Annotated in this window: 15 protein-coding genes; 9 read left to right on the top strand and 6 right to left on the bottom strand. The window is 43.8% G+C overall.

The features are described 5' to 3' along the window. Positions 1 to 96: 96 nt before the first annotated feature. Together AZI87_RS01560 and AZI87_RS01565 are read right to left on the bottom strand one after the other, a co-directional pair. Positions 97 to 630, bottom strand: coding sequence for a DUF305 domain-containing protein (locus tag AZI87_RS01560; protein ID WP_063204689.1), 534 nt, complete (start codon positions 628 to 630; stop codon positions 97 to 99). Between the two features lie 56 nt (positions 631 to 686). After that, positions 687 to 1,148, bottom strand: a complete 462-nt coding sequence (locus AZI87_RS01565) for a YgaP-like transmembrane domain (protein ID WP_216635243.1) — start codon at positions 1,146 to 1,148, stop codon at positions 687 to 689. 320 nt (positions 1,149 to 1,468) lie between these two features. On the opposite strand from AZI87_RS01565, the gene AZI87_RS01570 reads away from it, so the two are divergent. The 8 genes from AZI87_RS01570 to AZI87_RS01605 all read left to right on the top strand — a co-directional run bounded on the left by AZI87_RS01570 (position 1,469) and on the right by AZI87_RS01605 (position 8,475). Continuing rightward, entirely contained in the window at positions 1,469 to 1,945 is a 477-nt protein-coding gene (locus tag AZI87_RS01570) for a hypothetical protein (RefSeq protein WP_063204690.1), read from the top strand. Positions 1,946 to 1,954: 9 nt separating this feature from the next. Further along, entirely contained in the window at positions 1,955 to 2,413 is a 459-nt protein-coding gene (locus AZI87_RS01575) for a pyridoxamine 5'-phosphate oxidase family protein (protein ID WP_063204691.1), read from the top strand. Between the two features lies 1 nt (position 2,414). Then, on the top strand, positions 2,415 to 3,125 hold the full coding sequence (locus AZI87_RS01580; protein WP_063204692.1) for an ABC transporter ATP-binding protein: 711 nt from the start codon (positions 2,415 to 2,417) through the stop codon (positions 3,123 to 3,125). A 59-nt stretch (positions 3,126 to 3,184) separates the two neighbouring features. Then, entirely contained in the window at positions 3,185 to 5,476 is a 2,292-nt protein-coding gene (locus AZI87_RS01585; RefSeq protein ID WP_155722476.1) for an ABC transporter permease, read from the top strand. A gap of 2 nt (positions 5,477 to 5,478) precedes the next feature. Further along, positions 5,479 to 6,360, top strand: a complete 882-nt coding sequence (locus tag AZI87_RS01590) for an efflux RND transporter periplasmic adaptor subunit (protein WP_063204694.1) — start codon at positions 5,479 to 5,481, stop codon at positions 6,358 to 6,360. Positions 6,361 to 6,480: 120 nt separating this feature from the next. After that, positions 6,481 to 6,939: an Hsp20/alpha crystallin family protein gene (locus AZI87_RS01595; protein ID WP_063204695.1), complete on the top strand. Its 459-nt coding sequence runs from the start codon at positions 6,481 to 6,483 to the stop codon at positions 6,937 to 6,939. A 113-nt stretch (positions 6,940 to 7,052) separates the two neighbouring features. Next, positions 7,053 to 8,021, top strand: a complete 969-nt coding sequence (locus AZI87_RS01600; protein WP_063204696.1) for a sigma-54 interaction domain-containing protein — start codon at positions 7,053 to 7,055, stop codon at positions 8,019 to 8,021. Between the two features lie 19 nt (positions 8,022 to 8,040). Further along, a complete protein-coding gene (locus tag AZI87_RS01605; protein ID WP_063204697.1) occupies positions 8,041 to 8,475 on the top strand; it encodes a host attachment protein in 435 nt (144 codons plus the stop codon). Between the two features lie 32 nt (positions 8,476 to 8,507). Here the strand turns inward: AZI87_RS01605 and AZI87_RS01610 are convergent, their stop codons facing one another. From AZI87_RS01610 to AZI87_RS01620, 3 genes are all read right to left on the bottom strand, one after another. Continuing rightward, on the bottom strand, positions 8,508 to 9,446 hold the full coding sequence (locus tag AZI87_RS01610; protein ID WP_063204698.1) for a universal stress protein: 939 nt from the start codon (positions 9,444 to 9,446) through the stop codon (positions 8,508 to 8,510). Positions 9,447 to 9,454: 8 nt separating this feature from the next. Continuing rightward, positions 9,455 to 9,784 carry a rhodanese-like domain-containing protein gene (locus AZI87_RS01615; RefSeq protein ID WP_063204699.1) on the bottom strand — a complete coding sequence of 110 codons (330 nt, stop codon included), beginning with the start codon at positions 9,782 to 9,784 and terminating at the stop codon, positions 9,455 to 9,457. Between the two features lie 86 nt (positions 9,785 to 9,870). After that, complete coding sequence (locus AZI87_RS01620) at positions 9,871 to 10,464, bottom strand: AAA family ATPase (RefSeq protein ID WP_063204700.1); 594 nt, start codon at positions 10,462 to 10,464, stop codon at positions 9,871 to 9,873. A gap of 134 nt (positions 10,465 to 10,598) precedes the next feature. Here AZI87_RS01620 and AZI87_RS01625 point away from each other — a divergent pair, with 134 nt between their 5' ends. Continuing rightward, complete coding sequence (locus tag AZI87_RS01625) at positions 10,599 to 11,603, top strand: zinc-dependent alcohol dehydrogenase family protein (RefSeq protein ID WP_155722534.1); 1,005 nt, start codon at positions 10,599 to 10,601, stop codon at positions 11,601 to 11,603. Between the two features lie 5 nt (positions 11,604 to 11,608). On the opposite strand, the gene AZI87_RS01630 is transcribed toward AZI87_RS01625, so the two are convergent. Further along, the gene (locus tag AZI87_RS01630) at positions 11,609 to 12,379 is read right to left on the bottom strand and encodes an SDR family oxidoreductase (RefSeq protein ID WP_063204702.1); all 771 of its coding nucleotides are present in this window, start codon (positions 12,377 to 12,379) and stop codon (positions 11,609 to 11,611) included. Between the last annotated feature and the right edge of the window lie 22 nt (positions 12,380 to 12,401).

Below are 12,401 nucleotides of genomic sequence, written 5' to 3' on the forward strand. Positions count from 1 at the left end.
ATCGGGACAAATAATCTCAATGCACTAAACAGAATGTCCCAGCTGCCACATTCGGCACTCCCCTTCTAGGAACCCGTTTCAAACCTGTGGATTTAACTAATCTATTGCCCATCTATCTCTCAGAGCTCGCATTTCGTTCAGTTCGGTTTCCTGAGCCTTGGCAATTCTTTTTCCTAAATTTCGTATAGCAGATCTTTCGGATCGTACTGCCGCTTCATTCCCTAGAAATATGGCGCCGGGATGGTGCATGATCATGGAATCCAAAAACGCGATATCAAATTCCAGCCCACTCAAGCGTTCCAACTTAGACATATCCATCTCTGCACCATTATATGTATATTCAGGGCTCGACGAATACCAACGTCTTCGCCATTCTTGAAGCTTCATCAGTTCTTCCTGTTGATCCTTTTTCATCATTTGAGCCATATGTTTCAACTTGGAGTGATAGGCCTTCGCGATGGCCATCTCTGCCATTTTGATACCACCTTCGTGATGGGCGCTCATCTCATCAATGAACTTCACACTATAAGGCCGTTTGTGAAAGGCTCCGTTCGCAAAAGCGACTTCATTCCCAAGAAATAAAACAAAAAAAGAAAAAACAAAGATCCATAATTTTTGAATACACATCATAAGACCCCCAATAATAAATTTTCACTCGAAACGTTTTTAGTTTTCAAAATTTCGTATTATCGGCTGATATTACTCTCCAAAGCTTCAATTGCTTCACGAGTTGAGCGGTTATTAATTTTCTCAAAGTCACCTCGGCGAGCCAGAAGTATACATCGCTCATTGTCGATCTCACGTTGGGTTCTAAAACCAAGTCTTCTTAAGACCGGCACAGGCGGACACCAACCTTGAACCGCATGCTGCAATAAGAAACCAGCCACAACTGCGGGTAATAAAAACCAACGTTTGTTAACTGTAGCACCCAACGTGAGGCCTGCGAGGACAATACTTGAAGCATTTGCTTCAATCACTCTCTCAATATCCCATTCACGTTCCAACTCGGCGAGACGCTGCTCAATGGCATCAACATCAAATCCTGTAAAGTTCAACCTGTCGATTGTCGCCTGTCGAATTTTTTCGTTGATGGCAGGTTTGGTATTTAATTGTACACGCGAACTACTCTCTGCGATTCGAAGTTGCACAGTTCCTCCTTATCTACCTGGAAATCCCAGGCTTTGTTCAGTTAACCAATTCAGTTTCCTTCTGGTCGTTCAGATACGTTACTTTCTCAATGCATCTAAAACATATCAGGCCACTTCGTCTTAAAGGATCATTTAATTGAAATACAGATTGTTCAAAAACAAGAACTCTTAATTGATCTAATTCCTGCAAACTTTTTGAAAACATTAAGACGAAAAGTCACAACGGAAAGACAAGTTGTCCTCTCTAGGACCTCAATAAACACAGGAACATTTTGGGAGTGGCTTACAACTTGCTCTTTCAATGATAGAAGGAGCAAGCAATGTCGAAACCATTCCTATTAATGACCTCAATCCTGATATGCGTTGGCTGTCAAACCATGCCCTCCTACAACGAGGCGGAACTGGATCGTAAAATTCAGGAGGAAAAGCCAGCAAATACTCCAGAAGATATTGTTCAAAGAGCCGCCGACGTATTTTCTTCTGCTCCCAATCTCACAGAAGATCAAAGAATCCGCCTAAACCGTCTTTACTTAAAAACCTATGCAGATTCAATGCAGATTAGAAAAGAAATTGGACAGATGAAATCTCTTCTCTTCAAAGAAGCCGCGATAAAAAAATTCAAGACTGGTGACGTGAATCAACTAACGCAAAGGATTGTTGCAGCCGACAACCGACGTTTAAATATCATGTTTAAGGCCCTCGAAGAAATGCAGAGTATAGTAGGATACGGCGAGGACAAACAAGAACTCTACGAATATTTGCGTAACTACGAAATACCAGGAAATGCCAGTCGATAAAGGTGTTACATGAATACTTATCACAGCCATCTAAATACCATTCCGGAAGCTGATTGTCTGAATATCTTAAAAAAAGCCAGTTTCGGCCACCTGGGCTTTCAGAAGAAAGACAGGATGATGATCCTTCCCATTAATTTTCTTTACAAAGATAAAAACATTTACAGTCATTCTTTAGAGGGAAGTAAACTGGAAGCAATGAGAGAACATCCCCGGGTCTGTTTGCAAACCGAAGTTACTGAGAGCGCAATAAAATGGAAGAGCGTTATCGCATGGGGACAATTTGAAGAATGCAGCGAGCAAGATGCAAATCAGATGATGCGGGACCTCATTAAAAACATGAATTTAACACATCAGAAATTTGGCGGTTCTTCTTTAGAAATAGACTTCTCTGCCCTATTAGAAAGAGCCGTTATTTACCGTATTAAAATTGACGAAGTCGTAGGGCGATCCGAAGGGTACAAGGATTGATATGACGAAAGCGCCTCTCTTAGCATGTCGTGGTCTGACAAAAGACTACACAATGGGAGAGATTCAGATACAAGCACTCCGGGGAATTAATTTAAATTTCAATGATAGCGAATTCGTTGTGCTTCTTGGGGCGTCCGGCAGTGGTAAATCCACGTTGCTTAATATTCTTGGAGGATTGGATGTGCCGACCTCAGGAGAAGTTGTTTTCGAAAACAAAACCTTAAGCAACGGCACCGCCGAAGAACTCACCTTATTTCGTCGCGAGAACGTAGGTTTTGTTTTTCAGTTTTACAATTTAATTCCGAATTTGACCGCCGCCGAAAATGTAGATCTTGTAACAGATATTTGCGAAGACCCGATGACATCAGCAAACGCTTTGACTTTGGTAGGCTTGAAAGAAAGACAATTTTTTTTTCCATCTCAACTTTCTGGGGGAGAACAACAACGGGTCGCCATCGCTCGTGCCATCGCGAAGAAACCCAAAATTCTTCTTTGTGATGAGCCTACTGGCGCCTTGGACCTACAGACAGGAAAAATGGTCTTATTGGCTATTCAACAAGTGCACAGAGAACTTGGTACACTGGTGATCGTTATCACCCACAACTCGGCCATTGCCGATCTGGCAGACAGAGTTCTTTATCTTGGAGACGGAAAAATCTTAAAGGAGCGGATCAACGAAAAAAAGATCTCTATAGATGAGGTTTACTGGTGAAACCTTTAAATACAAAACTGCTGCGCGACCTAGGCTCACTAAAGCTTCAGATTTTTTCCATGGCAGTTTTGCTATCCTGTGGAATTGCACTACTCACCGCTTCTTGGAGCGCCTATGTTTCGCTCTCGAAAGCCCGTGATGAATTTTATCAGAGCTATGAATTCAGTGATATTTTTGCAGAGGTGGTGCGTGCTCCCTCCTTCGTGTTAACGCAGATTCAGAACTTACCGGGCGTAGATTTTGCCGAAAGTCGCATCACAGCTTCAGGCCTAATTGATCTTGAGTCCCAAAACGAGCCCGCACTCGGGCTCGTGATCTCGATCCCGAAAACACTTGGACTGAACCGAATCCATTTGCGTGGAGGCCGCTGGCCTGAAGTCGGTTCGAGCACGGAAGTGTTGGTGCATGAAAGCTTCGCTTTAGTTCATAAACTGAAGGCCGGAGACATCTTTTTTATCAACATCAAAGGACAACGTCGAAAGCTGCAGGTTTCCGGTATTGCTATATCTCCGGAATATGTTTATGCACTCAATCCTCTAGCACCATTTCCTGACGATCGTCACTTTGCTGTTCTTTGGATGCTTGAAAGTGCATTAGAGGAAATCACCGGGCTCCAGGAGGCCTTCAACGGCATCGTCATCAAGAGTCGTCGAGATAAAGACATCCCGGGTATTATAAGAAATGTCGATCTGATTCTTGCTCCCTACGGGGGAATCGGCGCCTACGACCGAAGCCAACAGATCAGCAATATGTTTGTACAAGATGAAATTCGCCAGCAAAGATCTATGTCCTATGTCGTTCCTACTATTTTCATATTGGTGGCTATCTTCATTTTACATACGGTCTTGCATCGTCTTATCAGTATCCAGCGTCCACAGATCGCGACACTAAAATCGTTGGGTTATGCTTCGTCGTCAGTTGCTCTGCACTATTGGAAGCTTGTCACAGTTATTTTGAGCGCAGGACTCATTCCTGGCTTTCTTTTTGCGCAAGGAATCGGTCTTTGGTATGCATCTTTGTATCGACAATACTTTCGTTTCCCTAGCATCGAATTTTCTGTCTCCCCCATCGCATTCATAATAGCCATTTCTGTCAGCTTCATTCCTGGTTGGCTTGTAGTCTTAAATGCACTCAGGTCGATCTTTCGACTTCAACCCGCTGAAGCCATGCGGCCGTTGACCACATTGAATTTTCAAATGACACGGGCTCAGACTCTTTTTACCACTCAAAAAAAGACACTGACCAAAATTATTTTAAGGGATCTTTTGGCCCGCCCCATACGTACATCTCTATCGGTTCTGGGGCTCGCGGCCGCCGTCGCCATTCTTATCAATGGAACGTTCTGGGGAGACGTCGTCAGCTTTTTTATTCATCGTCAATTCCGCGAGGCCAGCCGAGAGGATCTCGAAGTGCGCTTCGTTCACCCAAGAAAAAAGGAAGTGGTGAGTGAACTTTTGCGTATTCCAGGGGTCGAGATGGTCGAAGGCGCGCGTATCGTGGGGGTCAAGATGATTTTTAGAAATATCCGTCAAAATACAGCGGTCATTACGACACAAGAAAACCCTCAGCTGCGACGCGCTCTTTCTGTAACAGGAAATCTTATTCGTCCTTTGCCGGGAACAGTTCTCCTTACACGTTATTACAAAGAAAAATACGACCTGACGTTCGGAGACCGCGTCACTCTTGAAATATCTGACAAGAGCCACAAGCCTTTTTCTGCGGTCGTGGGTGGCTTTGTTGACGATATGGTTGGAGCCGCTGTTTATGCAACCAAGTCAGATCTTCAGCGTTGGCTTCATGAAGAGTCTGCGATTGACAGTGTTTATCTTAAAGTGGACCCCAAAAAAGTTGGGAGCATTTATGTGCGTCTAAAATCCGCCCCGGAAGTTTTATCCGTTCAAGTAAAAAGTCTTCTCTTACAAAGTTTCAATCGCACAGTTGCAGAAATGATCACCGTCTTTAAGACGATACTCATTGGTTTTGCCATATCCATTACGTGCTCGGTTTTATTCAACATGTCACGCATAAATATTTCAGAGAAATCTTGGGAGCTTGCTAGTATGAAAATCATGGGGTTCAAGAACTCTGAAATTTTCCAAATTCTGTTTCTAGAGATAGGAGCGCAAGTTCTTGTTGCACTGGGGCCGGGATGCATTCTTGGATACTATCTGTCTCTTTTAAGCACCCGCCTTATTCATTCTGAAACTATGGCCTTTCCGTTGATCATTCTTCCATCTACCTATGCCCTGGCCATAGTCGTTGTCGTGCTGTCCTACACTGTCATCGGTATATACGTACGAAAAAGCATCACCCGCTTAAACATGACTGAAGCATTGAAGGCGAGGGACTGAAGATGAAAAAGGCAAAGACCCTTCTAGCTCCGTTCATCTATGGACTTTTATTCTGTGTTGCCGGACTGAGCCTATGGCTTTTGTTCCGTACGAAAGCCGTCGAGGTTGAGATTGTATCAGTACAAAAGAAATCTTTCGAAGAAATTTTGACTCTTGATGGGGTCGTACGTTCGACCACAAAGTTCACGGTCACCGCTTTTACTACGGGCGACTTAGACAGAATCGATCTCAAAGTAGGTGATCCTGTCTCCAAGAACCAAAAAATCACGACTCTGCATTGGGACCTTCACAAGAGTATCGTAAGTCCCGTAGACGGAATAATTTCAAAAATTTATCGTGACTCTGCTGGTCCCGTGGCTCGTGGCGAGCCTTTAGTTGACATCATAGACCCGATAAACCTTGAAGTCGTTGTGGAAGCATTGACGACGGATGCCGTGAGATTGAATGAGGGAACGCGTGCTTACATAGATGCTTTTGGCATGGAACCTCCACTTCCCGCAAAGGTACGGCGAATCAGTCGGGCGGGATTTGTAAAACTGTCCGCTCTGGGAATAGAAGAAGAAAAAACACCTGTATATTTAAAGTTTTTAAAGAATCCCCCCTCATCTATAGGGGACAACTTTCACGTGGAAGTACACTTTATAATTTCACAAAGAAATAATGTACTCACCGTCCCCGCCGGGGCTCTTTTTAAAGATGAGGATTCTTGGGCGGTCTACACTCTTGAAAAAAATAGAGCGCGTCTAAGAATCGTAAAACTCGAAGTCAAAACCGACACCGCCGCAGTGGTTTCCAGCGGTTTAAAAGAAGGAGATCTTGTCATACTCTTTCCTAGCGATCTGATATCAGATGGAAGAAAAGTAAAGGCACGTTCCTTCAAATAATTTGGACAAGTTGTCTAGTCAAAATGTCAAGTTGTCACTGACATTCCTTAAAGGCTCCAATTCAGTTGGCACCGACTTTGCTATCATAAATCAAAAATCTGATTATCAAGGAGGCACGTGATGGCAAGCAATCTACAAAAATGGTTCGATAACCGCAGTTTAAGTCCATTCAAAAGTTTTTCCCAAATGGACGATCCGTTTGAGAGAATTCTGAATGAATTGATGAACATGCGTAAAGGCAGTTTAAGTCAGTTTGAATTTTCCCCTTCCTGCGAGATATCCGAGGAAGACAACAATTATGTGATGACATTTGACCTTCCGGGTGTAAATAAAGAACAAGTGAAGGTTGAGGTCGACAATAATCAAATCACGGTTTCAGCAGAACGCCGAGATGAGAAAAAGAAGGATACAAAAAAGACACACCTGTCGGAAATCCAGTACGGTTCCTATCAAAGAACATTTACTTTACCAAGCAGCATTGACGAGAAAAGAGTGGATGCAAAATTTGATAATGGCGTCCTCACACTGACAATTCCCAAAAATGTAACGACCAAACAAAAGCAAATCCCGGTGCACTAAAATGATTGAGGCTTACGACATTTCGTGAGCCTCTGACCGCATCCCATTTGTAACTTCAAAACTCCAGAAAAATTGTACTAAGCTCAGACTCAGCCACTGAGGTCGGAGGACCTATGTCTCAAGTACTGAGTCAAGATTTTCAATCTCATAACATACAGCTGCAACGCCTGATAAACTCGTTGCCAAGAATTGCGCAGACAGACGCCAATATTCTTATTCAGGGCGAAAGCGGCACGGGAAAAGAAATGCTGGCAAGAACTATTCATCGGCTGAGTCCCCGCGCAAGCCGCCCCCTCCTGGCGGTGAACTGTTCCGCCATTCCCGAAGCTCTATTTGAGTCGGAATTGTTTGGTCATCGGAGAGGCTCTTTTACCGGTGCCGTGAATGACTACAAAGGCATTTTTGAGGCTGCTAAAGGCGGAACCGTTTTTTTAGACGAAATCGGTGATCTTCCTCTTCATTTGCAATCGAAACTGTTGCGGGTTCTTCAAGAAAGAACAGTGCGACCAGTTGGCGCTACGTCCGAATATAAAGTGGAATTTAATATCATCTCGGCAACTCATAAGAATCTAAAGCAGGAGATAAAAGAAGGTAAATTCCGCGAAGACCTTTATTACCGTCTCAATGTAATTCCCATCACTCTGCCGCCCTTGCGTGAACGCAAAGAGGATATCCCTAATCTGATAAATAAGTTTATAACAATTATTTCCGAAAAGTATTCAAACCGAATCTCTGTGAAGTTTTCTGAAGACGCCATAAAACATCTTATAAACCGTCCCTGGTCAGGCAATATTCGGGAACTTGAAAACTATATCGAAAGAGCTGTGGTTTTAAACCTAAATAGAAATATTATAGGCGTGAAGGAACTACCCGAAACCGAAGAAAACCAGACATTTTCTTTGGGAGACATTTTTAAGGATCTTCCGAATTTAGAAAATCTTCAGAATACTTATGTTCATTACGTCCTTGAGTCCGTAAATTACCATCAAGGACGAGCGGCAGAAATACTAGGCGTCAGTCGAAGAACAATATCCCGAAAATTAAATCAAAAGTGGAACTCAAACTCTTTTAAAAATAGCTAACTTATTGGAGGTAAAACTTATGGAGTGGTTTTTAGTCGCAAATCAACGAGAAGCAAAAATTTTCGTGAAATCAGAGGGCATTGAAAGAGTTCGCAAGATACACTCTTTTGAAAATCCGTTGTCTCACGAAAAAAAAAGTGACCTTATTAGAAAAAAAGCCGGACGCGGCGTCAAGTCGATAGGAAAAATTGCATCTATAGGCTACAGTGTAACGAAAAGAAGCGACCCACAAGAACAGGCGGCAATCCAATTTGCACGAGAGATTTCCGAGATGTTATCCAAAGAGCTGGAAAATGATTCTTTTCAATCGCTAACAGTATTCGCTGAGCCAGACTTTCTTGGAAAAATCCGACACGAGATGAGCCAGACTCTACTAAAGAGAGTCACCGACTGGGTTCCTAAGGACTTGTTGAAAACGCCACAAAAGGAACTGGCGCAGGCTATTCTTGGATAAACCATTATCTGGAGGGATACTCGGTCCCTTCCCTACAAACCTCTGATGACGCTACGACAAATAATTACCGGTATCGGAGATTTTAAAATAACGTTGCGGGCGGTGCTTCCTAGAAAAGTTGTGAGAAATCTATTTCGGCTGTGGGTGCCCATCACAATTAAATCGTAAGCACCTTCAGCCTTCTTTGCCAGGACATCTTCCAGATTCGCTTCTTCTTTGAGAAACAGTGCTTCCACATCTGCGTTTATCTTTTTATACTCCTCCACCTTATCACTTAACAGCTTTTCTGCATCCTTGCCTATTTCTTCAAACATGGAATCTACAGACGTGGGGACTACGTTGCGCGAGTATAGCATTTGTTTCAAGTGATAAATTTCGTGTCCCGGTGAATTGCAAATCGTCAGTCGCGCATTCAGCTTCCGAGCTAAAGACGCCGCATAGTCTTCTGCGCGCACGCTGGCGGAAGAGAGATCGGTTAGCAGTAAAATTCTTAAAACCCCCTCTTCTGGGAATTCGAAATGAAGTCTTTGTGCTTCGGGTCCCACAATCAGGATGGGGGTTGCCGCTCGTCTTAAAACTTCTTCTGACGTACTCCCCAGAAGCGCTTTTGCAATTCCATGCTTGCCTTGAGAACCCATCACGATCATTTCGAGTAAATCGTCGATCTTTTCTTCAGAAAGAATATGAGTAACAGGGTCTCCTTCTTTTAAAAAGATTTTTGATTTTACGGGATAATGAGCCATGTCGACTTCTAGAAGTCCCATCGATTCTTTATCTTTTGCTTTAACCTCTTCGACCACGGGTCTACGAAAAAGCCGTCCTTCTAGGTTTTCGACAAAAATAACCCTCAAAGGGAGCTTCAGTCGTTGGCTTATTTCTGCTGCGATGGCTCTCAGTATATGAGACCGTGATCGCCCTTCTTCAGATGTATTTGCTATGTCATCAGCTAATAGAACAGATTTTTCAATCATAAGATCCTTCAACGACCGGGTTTCATCTTGAGTGTTACTTGAGCTTCTTCATAACCGCCAAGATCGGTCAGCTTTTTAAATCCTTGGTCCCTCATAATCGTAACGGCTAGCGTGGCCCGCTTGCCAAATTTGCAGTAAACTTTATAACTATCGTCTTTATTTAATGCCGACACTCGTTCCGAGAAATTACTGTTTAAAACATCAATATTTATTGCGCCTGGAAGGTGGCTTTCAGAAAACTCTTCGGGAGTTCTAACATCCAAAAGAACATCCCTTGCAAACACCGTCGAAGTCACTAATAAGACAAATAGGAATGCAAACCTTACTAGAATATACATAGAGTTTCCCCCTCCCCTAATGTTATTAATTGAATCCATTAAACGCCTGAACTTTCGAGGGAGAATGCATCAATACAGAAGTACAATTAACGTGTCTTTAAGTACGCATCGACCACTCTTTGCATAGCAAAGAGTCCCGAGTCCACTTTTTTTAGAAAGGACTTATCGTGAGCAATAAACACAAAGTTTTTGTGCTGTGACCACAAAGATAAAAGTCTTTGGTTGATTTCAATAGCCTTCTCCAAAGTTTCAATGCGCATTGGATTACCACCTTCGATTGATATGCCGCCGACAGCAGCAGTTTCAAAAAAAAGGACGACATCATAGCGAGTCAACTCTGCTTGAAGACTGGTGCTTAAGCTTTCAAAAAAATCGTTGGATTCTCCCGGCCAATAAGCGGCTCCGTCTACTGTTCCTCGGTCGCAAAGTAGAATTCTGTCTTCATATTCTGCCGCCTGGGCATCTTCCAAACAGACCTGCACCTGATAGATTGCTTTTTGTGTGACCTTTTTTACGTCCTGTCGCAAGGACCGTGGAAATCCTCCGGAGTAAAGAAGAGTCGCGGCTTCAGGTACAATGACTACGCGCTCTCCTAATTCACGTCGATATAAATCTGCAGCGGTGGTTTTTCCTCCACCGGGCCCTCCTGTCAAGACGACGCGAAAGTCCTTTCTAGGCATTGGCTTCCCCCCAAAATATTATGGATGAATTAAAATACTTCAGGTGAAAAATGTACTCGCAAGTGCAAAGAAGCATGTTGCGAGAATTTCACGGAAATGAAATATCACAAGGGTGGAGGTCTTTAGTGAAAGCGATGATCCTAAAAAGCCATGCGATGATCGAATACAATCCCCTTCAATTGACGGATGTCGAAATACCGGAGCCTGGTCCCGACGAGGTTTTGATTAAAGTACTCTGCTGTGCCGTTTGCCGCACGGACATTCACGTTATTGAAGGAGACCTCAATCCATCAACAATGCCAGTGATCCCTGGACATCAAGCTACGGGAGTTGTGACAAAAGTTGGAAGGCACTGCAACTTCATCAGTGTAGGCGACTGGGTTGGCGTTGCTTGGTTAGGTAGAACATGTGGCACTTGTATTTACTGCCAAACAGATAAAGAGAATCTTTGTCTACAGCCTCAATTCACTGGATATAATCTTCAAGGAGGTTATTCCGAATACATGGTAGCTGCAGAAAAATTCGTTTACCCTCTTCCTAAAGACGCGAACCAATTTCAAATTTCTCCCCTTTTATGCGCAGGTATCGTTGGGTATCGCGCCTTAAAAAGAAGTAACTTCGAGCTTGGTCAACATCTTTTGTTGATTGGTTTCGGTTCTTCAGCTCACCTGATGTTGCAATTAGTTGTTGCCCAAGGTGGAAAAGTATCTGTTGTAACTCGAGCTAAAAATCACCAAAAGCTCGCCTTGGAGTTAGGAGCCGTCTGGGCCGGTGATTCAACTGCTGATCTTTCAGAAACAGTGGACTGTGCCATTCTTTTTGCCCCCGCTGGTGACCTCGTTCCACAAACTCTTTCCGCATTGAAGAGAGGTGGAACGCTCGCCGTGGCTGGTATACATCTTTCGCCCATTCCACAGCTTGAATACGAAACACATCTTTTTTATGAAAGGGATTTACGGTCCGTAACGGCTAATACAAGACACGATGGCGTCGAGTTCTTACAGAAAGCTTTTCAATATAACATCTTGCCTAAAGTTCAAATCTACCGTCTTCAAGACGCTAACAAAGCTCTTCTCGACTTGAAAATGGACCGCATAAACGGAACAGCGGTCTTGTCGATGCCCGATTCCGATTATTGAATGAACTACTGTGCCATCCATCCACCATCAGCGACCAGTGCATGGCCGGTGACAAATGAGGCTTGATCTGAACAAAGCCAAACCACCGCCGCAGCAATTTCTTCAGGAGAGCCGACACGCCCCATGGGCGTAGACCTTTTTAACTCTTCGAGAGCCACTGGGTCTCCTTTGGTAAATCGGTCGACCATAGGTGTTTGTATGACTCCAGGACAGACCGCATTCACTCTGATATTTTGAGACGCATACTCTAAGGCCGCATTTTTCGTCAGTCCGATGACTCCGTGCTTGCTGGCTACATAAGCAGGAATCGCCTTGAATCCAACCAAGCCAGCAATAGAGGAACAATTCACAATCGCACCTCCTCCACCTTTGATCATGCTGGGGATTTCATACTTCATACAAAGCCAAATACTGCGCAGATTAACATCAATGACTTTGTTCCAGTTTTCCTCAGTAGCGTCTGTAACGAAAGCCTGTTCCCCTTCGATACCCGCATTGTTAAAGGCATGAGAAATCGGTCCCATACGCTTTTCGACGTGTTCGGCAAGAGTTTTAACGGCTACAGGGTTTGAAACATCGCACGGAAAAAAGACGGCTTCTCCCCCATTTTGCACAATCAAGCGAACAGTTTCTATGCCACCTTCCTCGCTCTTATCCGACACCGCAACCCAAGCACCTTCCTGAGCAAAGGCTATGGCGGAGGCTCTTCCAATTCCCGAGCCAGCTCCCGTGACAAGAACTACTTTCCCAGAATAGTCGTATGTAAGGCCTGCCATAACTCCTCCATCTCAATAGGTT

It is taken from the genome of Bdellovibrio bacteriovorus, from assembly GCF_001592745.1.
GTDB classification, from domain to species: Bacteria; Bdellovibrionota; Bdellovibrionia; order Bdellovibrionales; family Bdellovibrionaceae; genus Bdellovibrio; species Bdellovibrio bacteriovorus_B.